This window comes from Pseudomonas sp. LG1E9 (genome assembly GCF_003290225.1).
GTDB classification, from domain to species: domain Bacteria; phylum Pseudomonadota; class Gammaproteobacteria; order Pseudomonadales; family Pseudomonadaceae; genus Aquipseudomonas; species Aquipseudomonas cyclaminis.
Genome location: NZ_CP029983.1, coordinates 5,348,926 through 5,369,719 on the forward strand (window position 1 = coordinate 5,348,926; position 20,794 = coordinate 5,369,719).

The 20,794-nt window shown below is 61.2% G+C and carries 18 protein-coding genes; 4 read left to right on the top strand and 14 right to left on the bottom strand.

Annotated features, from left to right (window positions below; translation table 11 throughout):
- Positions 1 to 21: 21 nt before the first annotated feature.
- Both DNK50_RS24475 and DNK50_RS24480 read right to left on the bottom strand, forming a co-directional pair.
- Entirely contained in the window at positions 22 to 951 is a 930-nt protein-coding gene (locus tag DNK50_RS24475; RefSeq protein WP_112196485.1) for an electron transfer flavoprotein subunit alpha/FixB family protein, read from the bottom strand.
- Positions 952 to 953: 2 nt separating this feature from the next.
- Entirely contained in the window at positions 954 to 1,703 is a 750-nt protein-coding gene (locus DNK50_RS24480; protein WP_099582750.1) for an electron transfer flavoprotein subunit beta/FixA family protein, read from the bottom strand.
- Between the two features lie 506 nt (positions 1,704 to 2,209).
- Here DNK50_RS24480 and DNK50_RS24485 point away from each other — a divergent pair.
- Positions 2,210 to 3,874 (top strand): electron transfer flavoprotein-ubiquinone oxidoreductase, encoded by a 1,665-nt coding sequence (locus DNK50_RS24485; RefSeq protein WP_099582751.1) that lies wholly within the window; start codon positions 2,210 to 2,212, stop codon positions 3,872 to 3,874.
- Between the two features lie 58 nt (positions 3,875 to 3,932).
- On the opposite strand, the gene glyA is transcribed toward DNK50_RS24485, so the two are convergent.
- The 5 genes from glyA to DNK50_RS24510 all read right to left on the bottom strand — a co-directional run bounded on the left by glyA (position 3,933) and on the right by DNK50_RS24510 (position 9,355).
- On the bottom strand, positions 3,933 to 5,171 hold the full coding sequence (gene glyA, locus DNK50_RS24490; protein ID WP_112196486.1) for a serine hydroxymethyltransferase: 1,239 nt from the start codon (positions 5,169 to 5,171) through the stop codon (positions 3,933 to 3,935).
- A gap of 10 nt (positions 5,172 to 5,181) precedes the next feature.
- Positions 5,182 to 6,423 carry a threonine synthase gene (thrC, locus tag DNK50_RS24495; protein ID WP_099582753.1) on the bottom strand — a complete coding sequence of 414 codons (1,242 nt, stop codon included), beginning with the start codon at positions 6,421 to 6,423 and terminating at the stop codon, positions 5,182 to 5,184.
- A 95-nt stretch (positions 6,424 to 6,518) separates the two neighbouring features.
- Positions 6,519 to 6,950: a Rid family detoxifying hydrolase gene (locus DNK50_RS24500; RefSeq protein WP_112196487.1), complete on the bottom strand. Its 432-nt coding sequence runs from the start codon at positions 6,948 to 6,950 to the stop codon at positions 6,519 to 6,521.
- Between the two features lie 30 nt (positions 6,951 to 6,980).
- A complete protein-coding gene (locus DNK50_RS24505; RefSeq protein ID WP_112196488.1) occupies positions 6,981 to 8,153 on the bottom strand; it encodes an FAD-binding oxidoreductase in 1,173 nt (390 codons plus the stop codon).
- Entirely contained in the window at positions 8,150 to 9,355 is a 1,206-nt protein-coding gene (locus DNK50_RS24510) for a benzoate/H(+) symporter BenE family transporter (protein ID WP_099582756.1), read from the bottom strand. Before DNK50_RS24510 ends, DNK50_RS24505 begins: the two co-directional genes overlap by 4 nt.
- 348 nt (positions 9,356 to 9,703) lie before the next feature.
- Here DNK50_RS24510 and DNK50_RS24515 point away from each other — a divergent pair, with 348 nt between their 5' ends.
- Positions 9,704 to 11,095 (top strand): PLP-dependent aminotransferase family protein, encoded by a 1,392-nt coding sequence (locus DNK50_RS24515; protein ID WP_112196489.1) that lies wholly within the window; start codon positions 9,704 to 9,706, stop codon positions 11,093 to 11,095.
- On the opposite strand, the gene DNK50_RS24520 is transcribed toward DNK50_RS24515, so the two are convergent.
- Positions 11,092 to 11,985 carry an AraC family transcriptional regulator gene (locus DNK50_RS24520; protein ID WP_099582758.1) on the bottom strand — a complete coding sequence of 298 codons (894 nt, stop codon included), beginning with the start codon at positions 11,983 to 11,985 and terminating at the stop codon, positions 11,092 to 11,094. The two genes, DNK50_RS24515 and DNK50_RS24520, sit on opposite strands and share 4 nt — an antisense overlap.
- Before the next feature lie 182 nt (positions 11,986 to 12,167).
- On the opposite strand from DNK50_RS24520, the gene DNK50_RS24525 reads away from it, so the two are divergent.
- Complete coding sequence (locus DNK50_RS24525; RefSeq protein WP_099582759.1) at positions 12,168 to 13,220, top strand: NAD(P)-dependent alcohol dehydrogenase; 1,053 nt, start codon at positions 12,168 to 12,170, stop codon at positions 13,218 to 13,220.
- Here DNK50_RS24525 and DNK50_RS24530 read toward each other — a convergent pair whose 3' ends face one another.
- The 6 genes from DNK50_RS24530 to DNK50_RS24555 form a co-directional block, all read right to left on the bottom strand.
- Entirely contained in the window at positions 13,221 to 14,024 is an 804-nt protein-coding gene (locus DNK50_RS24530; protein WP_099582760.1) for an IclR family transcriptional regulator, read from the bottom strand.
- A gap of 357 nt (positions 14,025 to 14,381) precedes the next feature.
- The gene (araH, locus tag DNK50_RS24535; protein WP_112194770.1) at positions 14,382 to 15,350 is read right to left on the bottom strand and encodes an L-arabinose ABC transporter permease AraH; all 969 of its coding nucleotides are present in this window, start codon (positions 15,348 to 15,350) and stop codon (positions 14,382 to 14,384) included.
- Between the two features lie 9 nt (positions 15,351 to 15,359).
- Complete coding sequence (araG, locus tag DNK50_RS24540; RefSeq protein WP_112196490.1) at positions 15,360 to 16,862, bottom strand: L-arabinose ABC transporter ATP-binding protein AraG; 1,503 nt, start codon at positions 16,860 to 16,862, stop codon at positions 15,360 to 15,362.
- On the bottom strand, positions 16,859 to 17,839 hold the full coding sequence (locus DNK50_RS24545; RefSeq protein WP_112196491.1) for a substrate-binding domain-containing protein: 981 nt from the start codon (positions 17,837 to 17,839) through the stop codon (positions 16,859 to 16,861). Before DNK50_RS24545 ends, araG begins: the two co-directional genes overlap by 4 nt.
- 35 nt (positions 17,840 to 17,874) lie before the next feature.
- Positions 17,875 to 18,696 (bottom strand): SDR family oxidoreductase, encoded by an 822-nt coding sequence (locus DNK50_RS24550; RefSeq protein WP_099587155.1) that lies wholly within the window; start codon positions 18,694 to 18,696, stop codon positions 17,875 to 17,877.
- A 159-nt stretch (positions 18,697 to 18,855) separates the two neighbouring features.
- On the bottom strand, positions 18,856 to 19,335 hold the full coding sequence (locus DNK50_RS24555; RefSeq protein ID WP_010208407.1) for a GNAT family N-acetyltransferase: 480 nt from the start codon (positions 19,333 to 19,335) through the stop codon (positions 18,856 to 18,858).
- A gap of 187 nt (positions 19,336 to 19,522) precedes the next feature.
- On the opposite strand from DNK50_RS24555, the gene DNK50_RS24560 reads away from it, so the two are divergent.
- Positions 19,523 to 20,719 carry an MFS transporter gene (locus tag DNK50_RS24560; RefSeq protein ID WP_112196492.1) on the top strand — a complete coding sequence of 399 codons (1,197 nt, stop codon included), beginning with the start codon at positions 19,523 to 19,525 and terminating at the stop codon, positions 20,717 to 20,719.
- Positions 20,720 to 20,794 lie beyond the last annotated feature (75 nt).

Consider the following 20,794-nt stretch of genomic DNA (forward strand, 5'->3'; position numbering starts at 1 on the left):
TTTATAAGTGAAGCGGCTGGATTAGACCAGCTTCTCCAACTCAGGTACAGCTTCGAACAAGTCCGCCACCAGGCCATAATCAGCCACCTGGAAGATCGGTGCTTCTTCGTCCTTGTTGATCGCAACGATCACTTTGGAATCTTTCATACCGGCCAAGTGCTGGATCGCGCCGGAGATACCGACCGCGATGTACAGCTGTGGCGCAACGATTTTGCCGGTCTGGCCGACCTGCATGTCGTTGGGTACGAAACCTGCGTCGACGGCAGCGCGGGAAGCGCCGACCGCAGCGCCCAGCTTGTCGGCCAGGGCGTACAGGTGCTTGAAGTTGTCACCGTTCTGCATGCCACGTCCGCCGGAAACGACGATCTTGGCAGCGGTCAGCTCAGGACGATCCGACTTGGCCAGCTCTTCGCCAACAAAGCTGGAGGTGCCAGCGTCGTGTGCAGCAGCGACGGCTTCAACGGCAGCCGAACCACCTTCAGCGGCAACCGGATCGAAACCGGTGGCGCGTACGGTGATGACTTTGATGGCAGCGGTCGATTGCACGGTGGCAATGGCGTTACCGGCATAGATCGGGCGCTTGAAGGTGTCGGCGCTTTCAACCGAAACGATCTCGGAGATCTGGTCAACGTCCAGCTGCGCGGCAACGCGTGGCAGGATGTTTTTGCCGTTGGAGGTGGCGGCGGCCAGGATGTGGCTGTAGCCAGCGCCGAGCTCTGCAACCAATGGCGCAACATTCTCCGGCAGCTGATGCGCGTAAGCGGCGTTGTCAGCGTTCAGGACTTTGCTCACACCAGCAATCTTCGCAGCGGCTTCAGCCACGGCGCCAGCGCCTTGGCCTGCAACCAGAACGTGGATGTCGCCGCCGATTTTGGCAGCAGCAGCCACGGTGTTCAGCGTGGCCGGGGCCAGCACTTTGTTGTCGTGTTCGGCGATTACCAAGATAGTCATGATCAGATTACCTTCGCTTCGTTTTTCAGTTTCTCGACCAGTTCAGCCACCGACTTGACCTTGATGCCCGCGCTGCGTGCAGCCGGCGCTTCGACTTTGACGGTCTTGTTGGTAGAGGCGGTGGAAACGCCCAAAGCGTCCGGAGTCAGCACTTCAAGAGGCTTCTTCTTGGCTTTCATGATGTTTGGCAGGGACGCGTAGCGCGGCTCGTTCAAACGCAGGTCGGTGGTGACGATGGCCGGCAGTTTCAGGGAAACCGTCTGTGCACCGCCGTCGATTTCGCGGGTCACGGCAACGCTGTCGCCGCTCACTTCCACTTTGGAAGCGAAGGTGCCCTGGCCGTAACCGGTCAGTGCAGCCAGCATCTGGCCAGTCTGGTTGTTGTCGCTGTCGATGGCTTGTTTGCCGAGGATCACCAGCGAAGGCTGTTCCTTGTCGACAACGGCCTTGAGCAACTTGGCCACGGCCAGGGAGGTCAGCTCTTCAGCGGACTCAACCAGCACGGCGCGGTCGGCGCCCAGTGCCAGAGCGGTACGCAGTTGCTCCTGGGCAGTGGTCGGGCCGATGGAAACCACGACGATTTCAGTCGCCACGCCTTTCTCTTTCAGGCGTACGGCTTCTTCCACGGCGATTTCACAGAAAGGGTTCATCGACATCTTGACGTTAGCAAGATCGACGCCGGAATTGTCCGCCTTGACGCGAACTTTCACGTTGTAATCGACAACGCGTTTGACAGCTACAAGAACCTTCATGGATTCCTCGTTACTCTCCGGTGAAAAGAAAGTCGCCTAGGCGAACCTGGCGGTTGATGCTCATCGGCACACAAGGGCACCTCCAAAAACCTGGACAAATGACCTTGCTCACGGGAAATGATGACCGTTCGTCAGTGGTGACTGAGAGGTCATTCTTTATCGCGGCGTGTAAACTGCGCGCCGGTGCTCGGGCGTGCGTCACCTGTTTCGCTTTTGGACGTGCTCTTGAAACCTGCTGTCTGCCTACGGTAAGCGCAAAACCGACCGTATATTGACCGGAACGCCTATTCTGGTCAATACGGCAAAATGGTCAGTCATAAGCCGCGTTGCTTTGATTTACCTAGCCTGCGGGCAATTCAAACAAACGTTTGTATTGGACGCTGACAGTGGTCTATATATAATGCGCCACCTAGAGAGAAAGGCGAGTCTTGCCGTTGCCGCAAGACGACACCGAACCTCCACCCATTAGAAAAAAAGCCTGTTGAGCCTTGAGTAGGAGATAGCCTGTGGAACGCGAATACATGGAATTCGACGTGGTCATCGTCGGCGCTGGCCCGGCTGGCCTGTCCGCCGCCTGCCGACTGAAGCAGAAGGCCGCCGAAGCCGGTAAGGAAATCAGCGTCTGCGTGGTCGAGAAAGGCTCCGAAGTCGGCGCACACATCCTCTCCGGTGCCGTGTTTGAACCGCGCGCCCTGAACGAACTGTTCCCGGACTGGAAAGCACTCGGCGCCCCGCTCAACACTCCCGTGGTGCGCGACGACATCTATGTACTGCGCAGCCCCGAAGCCTCCACCAAGGTGCCTGACTTCTTTGTGCCCAAGACCATGCACAACGAAGGCAACTACATCATCTCCCTCGGCAACCTGTGCCGCTGGCTTGCCCAGCAGGCCGAGAACCTGGGCGTGGAAGTCTACCCAGGCTTCGCCGCCCAGGAAGCGCTGTTCGACGAGAACGGCGTGGTGCGCGGGATCATCACCGGTGACCTCGGCGTCGACCGCGAAGGCAATCCCAAAGAAGGCGTCTACACCCCCGGTATGGAACTGCGTGGCAAGTACACGCTGTTCGCCGAAGGCTGCCGTGGCCATATCGGCAAGCAACTGATCCAGCGCTTCAACCTGGACAGCGACGCCGACGCCCAGCACTACGGCATCGGCCTCAAGGAAATCTGGGAAATCGACCCGGCCAAGCACCAGCCAGGCCTGGTGGTCCACACCGCTGGTTGGCCGCTGGACATCATGAGCAACGAGAACACCGGCGGCTCCTTCCTTTATCACCTGGAAAACAACCAGGTGGTCGTGGGTCTGATCGTCGACCTGTCCTACAGCAACACCTTCCTGTCGCCGTTCGATGAGTTCCAGCGCCTCAAGCATCACCCGGTGCTGGCCCAGTACCTGGAAGGCGGCAAGCGCATCAGCTACGGCGCACGTGCGCTGGCCAAGGGCGGCATCAACTCGTTGCCGAAAATGGTCTTCAAGGGCGGCGCGCTGATCGGCTGCGACCTGGGCACCATGAACGTGGCCAAGATCAAAGGCAGCCACACCGCCATGAAGTCCGGCATGCTCGCCGCCGACGCCGTGGCCGAGCGCCTGTTCGCCGAGTCCGAAGGCGGTGACGAACTGACCAACTACGTCGACGGTTTCAAAGCCAGCTGGCTCTACGAAGAACTGTTCGCCACCCGTAACTTCGGCCCGGCGATGCACAAGTTCGGCCCGATCATCGGCGCCGGCTTCAACTGGTTCGACCAGAACATCCTCGGCGGCAAAATGCCGTTCACCCTGCACGACACCAAGCCGGACTACGCCTGCCTCAAGCTGGCCAAGGACAGCACGAAGATCGACTACCCGAAACCCGACGGCAAGCTGAGCTTCGACAAGCTGAGCTCGGTGTTCATCTCCGGTACCAACCACGAAGAAGAACAGCCGTGCCACTTGAAGCTCAAGGACCCGAGCATCCCGATCGGCACCAACCTGCCGCTCTACGATGAACCGGCGCAGCGCTACTGCCCGGCCGGTGTGTATGAAGTGATCACCAAGGAAGACGGCGAGAAACGCTTCCAGATCAACGCCCAGAACTGCGTGCACTGCAAGACCTGTGACATCAAGGACCCTTCGCAGAACATCACCTGGGTCACGCCGGAAGGCGCAGGTGGGCCGACTTACCCGAACATGTAAGACGGTTGCCAGAAACACAAAAAGCCAACGCCCCAGCGCGTTGGCTTTTTTGTTTGCGTCAGCTCAGCAGGTAAACCGGAAAGCATTCACACAGGTGCATCACCCGGCGCCGGGTATTCTCAAGCAGCGTCGGGTTGTTCGGTTGCGCCAACAGGTCGGCGATCAAATTCGCGACTTCCGCACACTCAGCCTCCCCAAAACCCCGCGTCGTCAGCGCCGGGGTGCCGATACGGATGCCGCTGGTGATCGCCGGTTTTTGTGGGTCGTTGGGGATCGCATTCTTGTTCAGTGTGATGTGCGCACTCTCCAGCAACGCCTCGGCATCCTTGCCGGTGATGTCCATCGCACGCAAGTCGAGCAGGAACATGTGGCAATCGGTACCCCCGGAGACCACGCGCAAACCACGGCGAGTGAGGATATCGGCCATGGTGCGGGCGTTGTCGATCACCCGTTGCTGGTAATGCTTGAACCCCTCGCTCAGCGCCTCGTTGAACGCCACGGCCTTGGCCGCGATGACATGCATCAGCGGCCCGCCCTGATAGACCGGGAAGATGGTCTTATCGAGCAGCGCCGCGTATTGCGCCTTGGCCAGGATCAGTCCGCCCCGCGGGCCGCGCAGGGTTTTGTGGGTGGTCGAGGTGATGAAGTCGGCAATCCCCACCGGCGATGGGTACAGCCCCGCCGCGATCAAGCCTGCGTAGTGCGCCATGTCCACCATCAGGTAGGCGCCAACTTCATCGCAAATCTTGCGAAAGCGCTGGAAATCGAGGGTGCGTGAATAGGCGGAGGCCCCGGCGATGATCATCTTCGGTTTGTGTTGCCGGGCCAGGGCTTCCATTTCGGCGTAGTCCAGGGTCTCGGTGTCCGGGTCCAGGCCGTAGGAAAACGCCTGGTAGAACTTGCCCGAAAAATTCACCGAGGCGCCATGGGTCAGGTGTCCGCCGTGGGCCAGGGACATCCCCAGAATGGTGTCTCCAGGCTCCAGCACCGCAAGGAACACCGCCTGGTTGGCCTGCGACCCGGAATGCGGCTGAACGTTGACGTATTCGCAATTGAACAGCTTGCGGGCGCGTTCGATGGCCAGGTTTTCAATCTCGTCGACCACCTTGCAACCGCCGTAATAGCGCTTGCCCGGATAGCCCTCGGCGTACTTGTTGGTGAGCACCGAGCCCTGGGCCTGGAGCACTTCGTCGCTCACATAGTTTTCTGAAGCGATCAGCTCCAGGTGGGTTTCCTGGCGATTGCGTTCACGGTCGATCAGGCGGGCAACGGCGGGGTCGAAATTTTGCAGGCTCATGATGAGGTTCCTAGGTCAGCAGGTCGGCCAGGGGCTGGGATTGCAAGCGTGTCTGGCCCCTGGTCGAGTTGGAGAGAAAAATCGAGGTGTCTTTCAAACCGCTGCCGGTGATCAGGATCACGGCGGTCTGCGGGGTATCAGGGTGGGCTTCGGCGTACTTGAGCAGCCCGGCGAAGGCACTGGCGGCGCCGGCTTCGGGAAACACACCGGTGCTGGCGGCCAAGCGGGACGCCGCCGCGACAATGCTCGGGTCGCTGACGCACATGAACTCGCCGCCGCTGGCCGTGACGGCGCGCATGGCTTTGAGACGATCACGCGGCAAGGCCACATTGATGCTGCTGGCCAGGCTTGTCGGCGCAATGCGCTCTATCTGCTGCATCGGCCGCTCACTGCGCCAGGCCCGGTACATAAAGTTGCTGTGCTCGGCCTGCACGCCGATCAAACGCGGGATGCGCTCGATCCAGCCCAGTTGCAGCAGGTCGTAGAACCCCTTGTAGACCGAACCGAGAATGCAGCCATTGCCGACCGGCACGAACACCAGGTCCGGCACCTGCCAATTGAGTTGCTCGCACATCTCGAAGGCGACGGTTTTCTTGCCTTCGCTCATGTAGGAGTTGATCCCGGTGGTGCGGTTGTACCAGCCGTGGGTTTCGCAGGCGTCGAGGCATTGGTCGAAGGCTTCGTCGTATTGGCCGTCCACCAACACAATCTCGGCGCCATAGCCCTGCATCTGCGCGAGCTTTTCGCGGGGTGCACTTTTTGGCAGGTAAATCACGTTATGCAGGCCCAGGCTCGCACTCATCCCGGCCAGGGCCGAGGCGGCGTTGCCGGTACTGGCCACCGCCACGGTGCGCGCGCCGGACTGCAAGGCATGGGCTACCGCCAGGGCGCTGGCGCGGTCTTTCAGCGAGCCGGTGGGTTGGCGGGATTCATCCTTGATAAAGACCTTGATCTGCGCGCCCCTGCCGAGCAGTTCCGGGCGCGAATAAAGCGGCGTGTTCCCCACCAGCAGCGGCGGAATGAACTGCGTCGAACGTAACGGCATCAGCCGGTCATAGCGCCACATGCCACGGGCGTGGTCTTGGGCCAGGCTGTCCTTGGACCATTCGCGCTTGAGCGTCGAGTAATCGTAAAGCGCATCGAGGGCACCTTCGGTTTTGCAATGGGGGCAGTAGTAACTGACCTCATGCGGCTGGTAGCTGCGATCGCAGACCAGGCACTGCAACACATATTCGCTGTACGAATGCTTCATGGCCAAGCCCCTGAAAATACGCGGTGCGGGTGCTTTTGCTGCCGACGTCGGCCCATTGCTGCGGACCGACGGGCACTGCACGCGGAGAGTGGGCTTCAGACCACCATGATGGCGTCGATGGCGACCAGGGTATTGCGCGCCAGGGCGCTGGCACCGGCGGTGGTGCGCGCCGGGTATGGCTGGGTGAAGTACTCCTCCATCACTCGGTTGAGGGTCGGGAACTCGCTCAAGTCCGTGATGAATGCGGTGACCTTGACCACGTTCGCCAGGGTACCGCCTGCGGCTTCGGCCATTTGTTGCAGATTGTCCAGGGTCTGACGCAATTGGCCTTCGAAGTCATGGGCCAGTACCTCGTTGTTCAGCGCCGAGACCGGGGTCTGTGCCGACAGGTAGATGGTTTGCCCGTGACTGACCTTGATCCCTTGGGAATACGTGCCCAGGGGCAGCGGCGCCTTGTCGGTGAAGATCACGTTTTCTTCGCCCAGGAAAGGCTTGGCGACGGACTGGAGTTGAGCGTTGGTCTGCATGGTGACGTTCCTTGTGAAGTGGGTGAAGGGTTAGTGCAAATCAGCAACCTGTTTGACGGCCAGGCTGGAAAACGCCTCGTCGCGGCAACGCGCCGGGGAGAAATGCTGGTAGTTGAGTTGCAGCGCCGCCAGGTCCGCCGGCATGGCGACCCCCAGTGCCGCGTGGCTGCACAACCGGGCGATGGCCGGCGCGGCTTGAATGCCATAGCCCCCGAGGGCAGCGAGCCAGATAAAGCTCTCGTGCTGCGGGTCCTGGCCGAGCACCGGGGAGCGGTCGGCGACAAAAGTGCGCAGGCCCGCCCACTTGTTGATAATCGAGCGTGGCCGCAGGCGCGTGGTGCTTTGCAGACGGTCCATGGTGATCGCCAGGTCCAGCTCGTCGGGCAGCGCATCACAGGGCAACGACGGGTTTTCATCGCAGGGCGAGACGATCAGGCGCCCGGCTTCCGGCTTGATGAAAATGTCTTCGTCCACGGTGCCCAGGTACGGCGTGTGGTGCACGTCGCACTGTGGGTCCACCGCCAGCACCGTGCGGCGCAGCGGCCGCACACCGACCTTGGGCACGCCGCAACGCTGGGCGAACTCATCAGCCCAGGCCCCGGCCGCGTTGACCACGATCGCCGCCTCCAGCAGTTGGCCGTGCGCGGTGTGCAAGGTCCAGTGACCGTTGCGGTGTTCGCCGCGCAGCACTTCGGCTTCGCGCTTGACCACTCCGCCGCGAGCCCGCAGGCCGCCGAGGTAGGCGCCATGAATGCCGTGCACATCCAAATCGAACGCGCTGGGCTCATAGATGCCGGCGCTCCAGGCGCCTTCGGCCAGGTAGGGCACCAGTTCGAGCACCTGTTTGTCGTCGAGGAATCTCGCCGTGGGCACTTGCCCGAGTACGGCGGTAAACCGGGCGGCCAGTTTGTCCACTCGCGCCGCTTGCGCCACGATCAACGCACCCCGTGGCGACCACAACGGGTGTTCGGCCAGGCCTTCGGGCGGGTTCTCGAAAAAGCCTCGGGAAGCGCAGGTCAGCGAGCGGATCTGCTGGTTGCCGTAGCTTTCCATCGAGATCGCCGCCGAGCGGCCGGTGGTGTGATAGGCCAGTTGCTGCTCCTGCTCCAGCAGGCAAACGCTGCCGTGGGCCGCCAGCTCATACGCCGCAGAAACCCCAGCGATGCCGCCGCCCACCACAATGAAATCGTAACGTGCGGTCATGGTCGGCTGCCCTGCGCCATCGCGACGGCCTTGCTTTCGCGGGTGTAGGTCAGCACGAAGTGCGCGACGAGACCGAAGATCAAGCCCCAGAACGCAGCAGCCAGGCCGAGGAAACTCATGCCCGAGGCGGTGACCAGGAAGGTGATCAACGCGGCTTCCCGTTGCTTCTCATCGGCCATCGCGCCGGTCAGCCCGGCGCTGATAGCACCGAACAGTGCCAGCCCGGCGAGGGACGCAATCAGCTCTTTAGGCAAGGCGGAAAACACCGAGGCCAGGGTTGCGCCGAAGGTGCCCATGAGGATGTAGAACACCCCGCAGGCGATCCCGGCGATGTAGCGCTTGTCGCGATCTTCGTGGGCTTCACGGCCGGTGCAGATGGCGGCGGTGATCGCGGCCAGGTTGAAGCCGTGGGAGCCGAACGGCGCCATCAGCACCGAACCAATGGCTGTCACCGAAATGATCGAGCGCGCCGGGGTGTTGTAGCCCGAGGTGCGCAACACGGCCATGCCTGGCACGTACTGCCCGGTCAGCGTCACCAGCGCCAACGGCAGGCCGATGTTGATAATGGCGTGCCAGCTCCACTCTGGCGCGATAAACACCGGGTGCGCCACGGCAATGGTGATTGCACCGCTGTTCAATTCACCAAACGACGCGGCGACGGCGCAGCCGACAATCAGCACCGACAGAATCGCGTAGCGCGGCGAGAGACGTTTGAAGATCAGGTACGCCGCAATCATCGCCAGCACCAACGCGGGTTGCAGCTTGATCGAGGTGAACAGCTCGGCGCCGAAGCGGAACAGGATGCCCGCAAGCATGGCGGCGGCGATGGCCTTGGGCAGACGACTCATCAACTTGTCGAAGGCGCCGGACAAGCCCACCACGGCAATGATCACCGAGGCGACCACATACGCGCCGATGGCCTGTGGCAGCGTGACCGTCGGCAGCATCGACACCAGCAATGCCGCACCGGGTGTGGACCACGCGGTAATCACCGGAACCCGCAGGCGCCAGCTGAGAAACAGGCCGGTGATGCCGCTGCCGATGGAAATCGCCCAGATCCACGAAGACACCACGTCATTGGGCAGGTGCGCTTCCTTGGCCGCCTGGAACACGATGATCAACGGGCCGGCATAGGAAATGATCACGGCAATAAAGCCCGCGATGACGGCTGACAGGGATAGATCCTTTCTGAGTGTGTCCATGATGTCTCGACTTGGCGCGGCGGTGCCGGCGGTGAACGTGGGGAGATTGAGTCGATTGCTTCGATTCGAGATGAGTGTATTTGAAGGAATTGAGTTGATTCAATAGGCGACAAGGTTGTTACGAGATGTTTTTTTGCCATTGACGCCGGTTTTTCTGCTATTAAGCAGTTAATAGATTGATTTATAAGGCGATTAAAAAACCAAAAAATATCTGAACCTGGCGATCAACATCGATTCAATCACGACATCAATCGACTCAATTTATCGATTGTGTCGATTTATTAGTTGCCTAACCTCCCTGTGATATGCTCGGATATTCATCATTTCTACGATGGGCAGTGATCATTCATGTGGGTTCCCCAGCTAAGCGAATTCGGCCAGCCGATGTATTTGTCGATTGCCGATGCGTTGGCACGCGATATCGGCAACGGTGTATTGAACGAAGGCGATCGCCTGCCGACCCTGCGGGAGCTGGCCACGACCCTGAATGTCACGCCGGGCACCATCAGCCGCGCGTACAGCGAAGCCCAGCGCCGTCGCCTGGTGCAGGGTGAAGTGGGGCGCGGGACGTATGTGCTCAATCAGAAGCAGCTGGAGTTACCGGCGAGTAACAGCGCGTCGATGCCGTTGAACCTGGGGCAGTCCGAACTGCTCGACCTGTCGATCATCAAGCCCTACAGCGAAACCCTGGAATACTGGCTGCGCGACGCGCTGGTGGGCATGGCCAAGAGCACCGATTTCGCCCGTGCCCTGGACTACGCCCCGGATGGCGGCCATCCGGCGCATCGCGAGGCGGGTGCACAGTGGTTGCGGCATTCATTGCCCGACGCGCAGTGGCAGCAGGTGATCATCACCGCCGGCGCCCAGCACGGTTTGATGGTGGCAATGAGCGCCCTGACCAACGCCGGCGACCTGGTGCTCTGCGAAGCACTTTGCTACCCCGGCATCATCTCCCTGGCCCATGGCCTGGAGCGCCGCCTGCGGGGCGTGCCGATGGATGACGAAGGCATCATTCCCGAAGCATTGCGCGAGCTGTGCCAGCGCGAAAAACCCGCGATGCTGGTGTGCGTGGCAACCTGCCAGAACCCGACGGCGGCGATCATGTCGCAAAAGCGCCGGGCGCAAATCGCGGCGCTGGCCGAAGAGTTCGACTTCATCATCCTCGACGACGACATCTATGGTTTTCTCGCCACCGATCCGTCCATCAAACCGCTGTCGGCGTTTGCCCCGGACCGTTCGGTGTACCTGACCAGCCTGTCGAAGTCGGTGATGCCGGCGCTGCGTATCGGCTATCTGTACAGCCCGCCAAAACTGCTGTCACGCCTGACCTCGATGGTCCGCAGCAGTGTGTGGATGCCATCGCCACTGACGGCGCAACTGGCCAGCAATGTCGTCACCGAAGGCCTGGACAAAAAACTGATCCGCATCCAGCGCAACGAAGCCGCCGGACGCCAGGCGATTGCCCAGGAGATCTTCGCCAATTACGAACTCAAGACCCAGCCGTATTCCTACCATGTGTGGCTGACGCTGCCCGAGCCCTGGACCGCTGACGAATTCACCATGCTGGCGCGGGCCAATGGGGTGCTGGTGCTCAGTGGCACACAGTTCCAGGCCGAACGTTCCGGGGTGACGCGCAGTGTGCGGCTGGTACTGATGTCGCCCACCAGCCAGGACGAGTTGCGTTTCGCCCTGACCAAATTGGCCAGCCTGATCGATTCCGACCCGCGACGTTACTACTAGGCTGCGCGCTCTTCGCCCGGATTGCGCTCGAAGTAGCGCTTGTACTCGCGGCTGAACTGCGACGTGCTCTGATAGCCCACATTGTGCGCTGCCTGGGCCACGCCCATGCCTTCGACCAGCAGCAATTGCTGGGCCTTGAGCAGGCGCAGGCGCTTGAGGTACTGCACCGGCGACAGCAAGGTGCAGCGCTTGAAGTGCTCGTGAAAGGTCGACGCACTCATGTGCGCATACCCGGCCAACGTCTCGATATTCAGCGGTTCGGCGAAATGGGCATGCAGGTGATTCAGTGAAGTGGCGATCCGCGAGAACTGCCCCTGCTGCTCCACCAGCGCACGCAGCACATCCGCCTGCGGCCCGCGCAGCGCGGTGAACAACAACTCGCGCACCCGCGCCGGGCCCATGATCCGGCTTTCCAGCGGATCGTGCAGGCACTGCAACAGCCGCTCGACGCAACCGCGCATGGCGTCATCGAGTATCACCGAACTCATCGACTCCAGGGTTTGCGCGGTCGGCGGCGGCCCGGCCTGCATGCCCATGGCCATCACCAATTCCCCCAGCACCACACGGTCGATCCCCACCGACACCCCCAACAGCGGCGCGCCAGGCGCCATGGCGAATGTCTCGCACTCAAACGGCACCGGCATCGCCTGGATCAGGTAATGCCCGGCGCCATACTCCAGGGTCCGCGGCCCCAGGTACGCGAGTTTGCTGCCCTGGGCCACGAACATCAGGCTTGGCTCATAGATCTGCGGCCCACGCGCCACGTCACAACTGGCGCGCAGCACCTTCACACCGGGCAGGTGGGTCGGGGAAAAACCGTCACAGGGCGTAAGCCCCTCAATCAGGGAAACCAGCGTGGCGTTGGCGTCGAGATGGCGGGTCAACAACATGGCAAAAAACTTCGCGAAAAAGGGATTTGAACATCATCGCAGGTCTGGCGACACATAAATCCAAACAAGGGGCACTCCCGGACGAATAGGCATGAGACTCGGAGCAATCGCCATGGCTGCTCCGAGGGTCGATGGGGAGAATGGCCCGCCTCACTTGTCACTGCTTTTTGCGAGGTATCATCATGTACACCGCCATCGGTTATGCCGCCCAGTCGGCCACCACTCCCCTCGCCCCCATGTCGTTTGAACGCCGCAGCCCGCGCGCCGATGACGTGGCGATCGAGATTATGTACTGCGGCGTCTGCCACTCCGACATCCACCAGGCACGCAACGAATGGGGCATTGCCGTGTACCCACTGATGCCGGGCCACGAGATTGTCGGCAAGGTCACTGCCGTCGGCGCCAGCGTCACCGCGCATAAAGTCGGCGACCTGGTCGGCGTGGGCTGCATGGTCGATTCGTGCCGTCACTGTGAAGCGTGCCAATCGGACCTGGAGCAGTACTGCCTCGAAGGCCCGACCATGACCTACGCCACCCCGGACCGCGTGGACGGCAGCAACACCATGGGCGGCTATTCGGACAGCATCGTGGTCAGCGAGCACTTTGTGGTGAAGATCCCGGCCAAGCTCGACCTGGCCAGCGCCGCGCCGATTCTGTGCGCCGGCATCACCACTTACTCGCCGCTCAAGCACTACGGCGTAAAAGCCGGCGATAAAGTCGGGATTCTGGGCATGGGTGGCCTGGGTCACATGGGCATCAAGTTCGCCAAGGCCATGGGCGCAGAAGTCACGCTGTTCACCCGCTCGGCGAGCAAAGCTGAAGAAGGCCGTCGCCAGGGCGCCGATCATGTGATCGTGTCCACCGACGCCGAGCAGATGAAAGCCGCTGCCGGGCACTTCGATTTCCTGCTGGACACCATCCCGGTACAGCACGACCTCAACCCCTACCTCGACGTGCTGCGCTTTGATGGCGTGCACATCCTGGTCGGTTTGATCGAGCCGGTAGACCCGCCGGTGAACGCCGCCAAACTGGTGCTCGGCCGTAAGGTACTGGCCGGCTCGCTGATCGGTGGCATTGCCGAAACCCAGGAAGTCCTGGATTTCTGCGCCGAGCATGGCATCACCTGCGACATCGAAATGCTCGACATCCGCCAGATCAACGAGGCCTACGCCCGCATGATCGCCGGTGATGTGAAGTACCGTTTTGTCATCGACATGGCGACCCTGAAGGCCTGATCAGGCCTTCGCGCCCAACTCCGCTGACAGCCGCGCTGCGACCTGTTTGATCACAGGGATCAGCTCGGCCATTTTCTCCAGCGGCATGTAGGGCACGGTACTGGCGATGCTGATGCCGGCGACGATTCGCCGGCTTGCATCGCGCACCGGTGCCGCGACGCAACGGATCGACGGTTCGTTGTCTTCCAGATCGAACGCATACCCGCCCACCACGTATTCATGCATGCGCTGCTCGAACTGTGCCCAGGACTGTTCCGGGTGCTGCGGCCACTGCAGGTTTTTTCCGCCCGCCGGCAGGCTGGTTTCGTACAAGCGTTGCCACTCTTGCACCGTGTCATCCAGCAGCATCGCTTTGCCCACGCCCGTGCGCGCCAGCGGCATGCGATGGCCGACCCGCGAGCGCATTTCCGGGCCGTTACGGCCAGGGTTCTTGTGCAGGTACAGCACGTCGTCGTATTCGCGAATCGCCAGGTGGATGGTGTCGCCGGTCAGTGCCGACAGCTCGTCCAGGTACGGCACCGCCAGGCTCACCAACGGCAGCTCTTCACGGGCCTGGAACCCCAGCTCGATCAACTTCGGCCCCAGCAGGTAACCGACTTGCGGCACCACGCGCAGATAACGCTCGTCCACCAGGCAACTGGCCAGGCGATGGGTGGTGCTGCGGGTGGTGCCGATGCGCTTGGCGATCTCTTTCAGATCCCGTGCTCCGGCCGCCACTGCCTGCACCACGCCAAGGCCACGCAGCAGGGTCTGGGTGCCGGTGGGGGCGGTGTCTTTGCTCGGGCTGTCGGGAGGTTGTTGCATATCAGGCCTATAAGTAAAAAAGCGCGGGCATTATGGCAAAAACCTCAATGCAGTGGAGATCCAAATGTGGGAGGGGGCTTGCCCCCGATAGCCATGGGTATCTACACAACTCTCAAAGGCTTACACATAACACTGTGGTGAGCGGGCTTGTCCCGCGCTGGGCTGCGAAGCGGCCCCAATAAGGTCACAGCAGAGTGCCAGAACCAATCGAGGTGAAGGTTTTGGGGCTGCTTCGCAGCCCAGCGCGGGACAAGCCCGCTCACCACAGAGTTTTGTATAAACCGGTGAGAGTTGTGTAGATACGCACCCTCATCGGGGGCAAGCCCCCTCCCACATTTGGCCTTCATATGATTCAAATCAGCGTTGTTTCATGCGGTCGATGACCACCGCCAGCAGCAGGATCGAGCCGCGAATTACGTACTGGTAAAACGTGTCGATGTTCTTCAGGTTCATCGCGTTTTCGATGATCGCCAAAATCAGTACCCCCGCAATCACATGCCGGATCATGCCGATCCCGCCGCTCAACGACACCCCGCCCAGCACGCATGCCGAGATCACCGTCAGTTCAAAACCCTGGCCGATCATGGGCTGGCCCGAGGTCATGCGCGAGGCGAGGATTACCCCGGCCAGTGCGCCGATCAAGCCGTGGACGGCGAAGATCAGGATCTTGGTGCGGTCAACGTTCACCCCGGCCAATAGCGCCGCTTCCGGGTTGCCGCCGATGGCCATGGTGTTGCGCCCGTAGGTGGTGTAGTTGAGCAGCCAACCGAAAAACACGAAGCACACGATGGTGATCAGGATCGGCACCGGCACGCCGAACAACTGGCCGTTGCCGAACACAAAGAACTGCTCCTGGGACACGCCGACCGCCTTGCCGTCGGCAAAGATGTAGGCCAGGCCGCGCACGATCTGCATGGTCGCCAAGGTGGTGATCAGCGCGTTGACCCGCAGCTTGGCGATGACGATGCCGTTGATCAGCCCGACGATCAGGCCCATCAGCAGTGCGGCGCCGATGCCGAGCATCACGCTTTCGGTGTCGCGCATGACGATAGCTGCGACTACGCCGGCGCAGGCAATCACCGAGCCCACCGACAAGTCAAAGTGACCCGACGCCAGGCAGAACAGCATGGTGCAGGCGGCGATGCCGACGGTGGAAATCGCCAGGCCCAGGCCGCGCATGTTCAGCGGCGAGAGGAAGTTGTCGATCAGCAAGGCGCACAGCACAAAGATGCCCACCGCCGCCAACAGCATCGCCCAGTTGTCGAGCAGTGCGCGCATATCGAGGGGTTTGCGTGCGGTTGGCAACGCGTTGTTTTGAGTGGTCATGGTCGTCTCTCAGTTCGTCACGCGGCGCGGCAGGGCCAGCTGCAGCAGGTTGGATTCGGTGGCGTGTTCACGGGTTTGTTCACCGCGCAGGGCGCCTTCGCACAGCACCAGGATGCGATCGGAAATCCCCATCACTTCCATCAGGTCGCTGGACACCACAATCACCGCAATGCCGCTGGCCGCGAGGTTGTGGATGATCTGGTAAATCTCCGACTTGGCGCCGATGTCGATGCCCCGCGTCGGTTCATCCAGCAGCAGCACCTTCATCGGCATCGACAGCCAGCGGCCCAGAATGGCCTTCTGCTGATTGCCGCCGGACAGGTACATGATTTTCTGTTGCGCATCCGGCGTCTTGACTTTCATCGCCTTGATTTGCTGGTCAGCGTTGCCCTTTTCCCAGGTCTCGCGCAGCAACCAGCCGAACGAGGAATGGGCGCCACGGGCGCTGATGTTGATGTTCTCGGCGACGCTGGAAAGCGGAATGATGCCCTCCTTCTTGCGGTCCTCGGGACACAGCAGAACACCGGCGGCGATGGCGTCGCGCGGGGAGCGCAGTTGCAACGGCTCCCCACACAGTTCAAGGCTGCCGGCACTTGAACGCTCCAGGCCGCTGAGCAAGCGGAACAACTCCGTGCGCCCTGCCCCGACCAAGCCGAACAGGCCGAGAATCTCGCCTTTGCGCACGTCAAAACTGATCGGTTCACGCAGGCCGGGGCCGAGCAAACCATCGACCTTGAGCGCCACCTCGCCCTGCTCACGCGGGCGGTAGTCGTAGATGTCCTGAATGTCGCGGCCGACCATGCAGGTCACCAACTGGTCGTGAGTCAACGCGCTCATGTCGTCAAAGGTGCGCACGTAACGGCCGTCCTTGAACACCGTCACCGCGTTGCAAATGCGGAACACTTCTTCCATGCGGTGCGACACGTAGAGCACCACTTTGCCCTCATCGCGCAGGCGCGTGATGATCGCCATCAAGCGGTCGATCTCCCGCGCCGACAGGCTGCTGGTGGGCTCGTCGAAGGCAATCACATGGGCGCCACGGGACAACGCCTTGGCGATTTCCACCAGTTGGCGTTGGCCCAGGGACAGCCGCCCGAGCTTTTCTTCAGGATCGATTTCATCCGCCAGGCCTTTGAGGCAAGCCAGGGCCTGCTTGCGCAGCAGCCCCCGGTTGACCACGCCGAAGCGCGACGGCAGATGGCCGAGGAACAGGTTCTCGGCGACGCTCATTTCCGGCACCAGGTGCAGCTCCTGATGGATCACCGCGACACCGCTGGCGATGCTGTCCGCCGCGCATTTGAACGCCATGGTCTGCTCGCCGATTTGCACGGTGCCCGTGCTTGGGATGTAAGCGCCGCCGAGGATTTTCAGCAGCGTCGACTTGCCCGCGCCATTTTCGCCCATCAACGCATGCACCTGCCCCGGCTGGGCGCTGAAGCTGATGCCGTCCAGCGCCTTGACCCCGGGAAAGGTCTTGCCGATCCCCTCGAACCGCAGGGCCGCCGTACTCATTTCCACAGCCCGATCTTGGTCAGTTCTTCCTGGAAGTTGGCGCGGGTGATCAGGGTCACTTCATCCATCGCGGTGTACTTGGCGGGTTCCTTGCCGGTGGTCACCCACTCGTACATCGCCAGCGCGGTGTTGTAGCCCTCGATATGCGGGCTTGGCAGCATCGAGCCGAAGAAGCCGCTGTCGGCCTTTTTCAGTTCGCCGATGGCGTCGGTGCCATTGATGCCGATGCCGATCACGTTGGCCGCCTTGAAGCCGGCGCTTTCCGTGGCGCGCACGCCGCCGAGCACGGTGTTGTCGTTCATGCCGCCGATGATCAGGTTTTTCGCGCCGCTGGGCAGCTTGACCAGCGCCGAGTTGGTGGCGTCCATACTGCCGGGCACGTCGAGGGTTTTCAGCGCGGCGGTGAGGATATGGTCTTTCGGGATGCCAGCTTCTTCGAGGGATTTGATCGAGCCGTCGGTGCGTTTTTTACCGGTGTCGAGTTCATTGAAGGTGTTGATCACCGCGTAGGTGTCTTTCCAATCCCAGCCACGTTTTTTCGCTTCGGCGGCCATGGCGGCGCCCTGTTTCTGGCCGACTTCAAACGCGGCCATGCCCAGGTACGGCACGTCCTCCATGAAATTGCCCTTGGCGTCGACGAAGCGGTCATCCACGGCCATGACTTTCAAGCCATTGAGCTTGGCCTTGGCCACGATGGCCGGGCCAAGCGACACGTCCGGCGGGCAGATCACAAAGCCCTTGGCGCCGTTGGCGGCCAGGCTGTCGATGGCAGAGAGGGTTTTTTCGCCATCGGGCACGGCGATCTTGATCACGGTAAAACCGTGTTCCTTACCGGCTTTTTCGGCGAAGGCCCATTCGGTCTGGAACCAGGGTTCTTCGGCTTGTTTGACCAGGAAGCCGATCTTTACTTCTTCGGCCGATACCGCCCCGCTGAATGCCAGGGCGAGTGCCAGAGTGCCAACTGCTTTCTTGAACATGGACCACCTCTTGTTGTTATTGAGCGTTACAAGTTCTAGTCGTGATACATCACAGACCGCCCGCCATCGATCATCAGGCAGGTGGCATTGATAAAGGGCGCCTCGTCGGTGGCCAGGAACAACGCCGTCATCGCCACCTCGACCGGCTGGCCGATGCGTTTGGGCGGGTGCAGGTCAAAGGCACGCTGGCGCTCGGCATGAGGGTCGGGGAAACCGTTCCAGTAGTCGACGTTGAGTTGGGTTTCGATGTAGCCCGGCGCGATAGCATTGACGCGAATGCCTTTGGGCGCGTATTCGATGCCGAGGGCGCGGGTAAGGCCCAGCAGGCCATGTTTGGCCACCGGGTACGGGAAACAACCGGGAATAATGTGGCTGGAATGGGTGGAGGCGATGTTGATGATATTGCCGATGCCCTGCTCGATCATGTGCGGCAGCACCGTGCGACAGCCAAACCAGGCGCCGTCGAGGTCGATGGCGAAGCAGCGGCGCCAGTCTTCGTCGGTCATTTCCAGGGGGTCACGGAACACATTGACGCCCGCGCAGTTGACCAACACATCCACGCGGCCGAAGCGCTCGATGGCCACATTGACCAGCGCCTGCCATTGCTCTTTTGAAGTGATGTCGACGGCTTGCGCGACAATTTCAGCGCCGCGTTCGCGCCAATGGGCGGCCACCTTCTCGACTTTTTCGCCCTGGATATCGGCGATGACCAAGCGCGCCTGCTGGGCCTGAAAGCACGCGACGATTGCCTCGCCAATGCCTTGGGCGGCGCCGGTGATGATCACCACCTTGCCTTTGAGCCGCTCGCCGTAAGTGGGCTCGGGCACGGCGGGGAGTGACAATGGTTGTGCCTGCATCGCTTCACCTGTTTTATTTTTGGTAGTGAGTGCTGATGCCGCCGACTATAAACCCAGATCTTGAAACATCTCAATATATAAATTTGCATCCCATATTGTGAGCTGACCCATAAAAAAACCGGCCTTGGATTAGCCGGTTTTTTTGAGACGGGATGACCCTCAGCCGAGGGCAAAATCGCGCAATGCGTCACCTTCCATGCGATAGCGCACCCACTCTTCCTGTGGCTGGGCGCCGATGGATTTGTAGAAAGCAATCGCCGGCTCGTTCCAGTCCAGCACGCTCCACTCAAAGCGCCCGCAGCCGTTATCAAACGCGATCTTGGCCAAGTGGCGCAGCAGCTTCTTGCCCGCCCCGCCACCGCGTTGCTCGGGGTTGATGTAGAGGTCTTCCAGGTACAGGCAGTTGCTGCCCAGCCAGGTGGAATAGCTGAAGAAGAACACCGCAAAACCAATCGGCAGGCCATCGCGCAGGCAAATCAGGCCATGGGCGGTGGCGCCCTCGCTGAACAGGCTACGCTCGATATCCACCACGCTGGCGATCACTTCATGCCGGGCTTTCTCGTACTCGGCGAGTTCGGTGATGAACGTCAGGATCTGCGCAGCATCGCTGGGCACGGCGGGGCGAATCTCGATGGTCATGGGCACGCCTTGGGCAATTTCAAAGCCGACATACTAAGGCGCTTTGATGACGGATTGCAGCGCATTTTCATGCGCCGCGCCGTTACTCCGGCCGGCACTGATGCAAGCACCAGCAACTACAGAACAAACCCGCTCAAGGTGCGTGATAAACAGTGGCCACTACTCCAACCATCTCCAGGCGGCCCCAATGCAGTCCAAGTCCCCGGTGAGCAACCAACTGTTCGCCCTGTTTTGCCTCGCCAGTTTCCTGTTGTCGCTGTCTTACGGCTCGACGTTTTTGTTGTCGTTGCTGATTCATACACGCGGTGGCAATGAACACGATGCCGGCAGTGTGATTTCCACGGCGATGCTCAGCACCTTCGTCGCAGTGCTGCTTTCCGGGCACTTGGCGGATGCCTTGGGCGCGGCGCGGGCCATTGCCGGGATGGGCGTGTTGCTGGTGGTGGCGTGCCTGGGCTTTGCGTTGATGCCGGGGTTTGGTGAAGGATTGATGCTGTTCGGATTGTCCCTGGGCTTGGGTTGGGGGGTGTTCTACACGTTAGGGCCAATCATCGTGACCATGTTGGTGGAGCCCCGGCAGCGCGCCAAATATTTCGCACTGTTGTCGGGCAGCATGATGAGCGGCATCGGTTCTGGCCCTCTGCTGGGCCGAGCCGCGAATGCACTGGGGCTGCCTCTGACAAGCGCCTTCTACATTGCCGCATTGGCCAGCCTGGTCGGGGTGGGGATGTTCTGGTTGCTGGGCTCGGCACTCAAGCGTCATGCCACGGCGCCGGTGTCGAAAATTTCCTGGGGCGCCTGCCGTCGCGTGCTGTCTTCACGGGCAGTGTTTGCCATCGTCATGGTCGGGCTCGGGGGTTGCGTGTTTGGTGGGTTGTCTTCCTTCCAGACCAGCTACGCGGCGGCCCACGGCCTGGATTATTCGCTGTTCTTTGCCGGTTTTGTCAGTGCGGCGATCAGCAGCCGCCTGTTGATCGCCGGCTATGTGGTCAAGCGTGATGCCTATGTGGCCGCCTGCGTGCTGTCCGGGGTGATGCTGGGGTCGATTCTGCTGTTTGCCTTTGGCGTCAGCGGCAACGCGAGTTACCTGTTGGCTGCCGTGACGCTGGGGGTCGGATACGGCCTGACGTATTCGGTCATCAACGGCTTGGTGGCCAATGAGGCGCCAGCCGGCACCACGTCCCAGGCGCTGCTGTTGTTCAGCCTGGCGTATTTTGTCGGGGTCTTCGGGTTTCCCTGGCTGGCGGGCTGGATCATCGTCGATTTCGGTCTGCCGGCGCTGATGCTCAGCGTGCTGGCCGTGGCCTTGGGCAATTGGTTGATCAGCGTGGCGCGTCTGATTTGGCGTCGGGCAACGTCACACAAAATCTTACAGGTAGTCTGATACCGTTCGTCGCCATCCAGGCACCTTCAACAAATGGCGGCTGACCAATAGAGGGTAAGGACATTAATTCTACGG

Bases quoted from the DNA above. Each gene is read 5' to 3' on its own strand.
- DNK50_RS24475 (WP_112196485.1), bottom strand. From the start codon at position 951: ATGACTATCTTGGTAATCGCCGAACACGACAACAAAGTGCTGGCCCCG.
- DNK50_RS24480 (WP_099582750.1), bottom strand. From the start codon at position 1,703: ATGAAGGTTCTTGTAGCTGTCAAACGCGTTGTCGATTACAACGTGAAA.
- glyA (WP_112196486.1), bottom strand. From the start codon at position 5,171: ATGAGCCTGCAAAATTTCGACCCCGCCGTTGCCCGCCTGATCGACCGT.
- thrC (WP_099582753.1), bottom strand. From the start codon at position 6,423: ATGAAGCATTCGTACAGCGAATATGTGTTGCAGTGCCTGGTCTGCGAT.
- DNK50_RS24500 (WP_112196487.1), bottom strand. From the start codon at position 6,950: ATGCAGACCAACGCTCAACTCCAGTCCGTCGCCAAGCCTTTCCTGGGC.
- DNK50_RS24505 (WP_112196488.1), bottom strand. From the start codon at position 8,153: ATGACCGCACGTTACGATTTCATTGTGGTGGGCGGCGGCATCGCTGGG.
- DNK50_RS24510 (WP_099582756.1), bottom strand. From the start codon at position 9,355: ATGGACACACTCAGAAAGGATCTATCCCTGTCAGCCGTCATCGCGGGC.
- DNK50_RS24515 (WP_112196489.1), top strand. From the start codon at position 9,704: ATGTGGGTTCCCCAGCTAAGCGAATTCGGCCAGCCGATGTATTTGTCG.
- DNK50_RS24520 (WP_099582758.1), bottom strand. From the start codon at position 11,985: ATGTTGTTGACCCGCCATCTCGACGCCAACGCCACGCTGGTTTCCCTG.
- DNK50_RS24525 (WP_099582759.1), top strand. From the start codon at position 12,168: ATGTACACCGCCATCGGTTATGCCGCCCAGTCGGCCACCACTCCCCTC.
- DNK50_RS24530 (WP_099582760.1), bottom strand. From the start codon at position 14,024: ATGCAACAACCTCCCGACAGCCCGAGCAAAGACACCGCCCCCACCGGC.
- araH (WP_112194770.1), bottom strand. From the start codon at position 15,350: ATGACCACTCAAAACAACGCGTTGCCAACCGCACGCAAACCCCTCGAT.
- araG (WP_112196490.1), bottom strand. From the start codon at position 16,862: ATGAGTACGGCGGCCCTGCGGTTCGAGGGGATCGGCAAGACCTTTCCC.
- DNK50_RS24545 (WP_112196491.1), bottom strand. From the start codon at position 17,839: ATGTTCAAGAAAGCAGTTGGCACTCTGGCACTCGCCCTGGCATTCAGC.
- DNK50_RS24550 (WP_099587155.1), bottom strand. From the start codon at position 18,696: ATGCAGGCACAACCATTGTCACTCCCCGCCGTGCCCGAGCCCACTTAC.
- DNK50_RS24555 (WP_010208407.1), bottom strand. From the start codon at position 19,335: ATGACCATCGAGATTCGCCCCGCCGTGCCCAGCGATGCTGCGCAGATC.
- DNK50_RS24560 (WP_112196492.1), top strand. From the start codon at position 19,523: ATGCAGTCCAAGTCCCCGGTGAGCAACCAACTGTTCGCCCTGTTTTGC.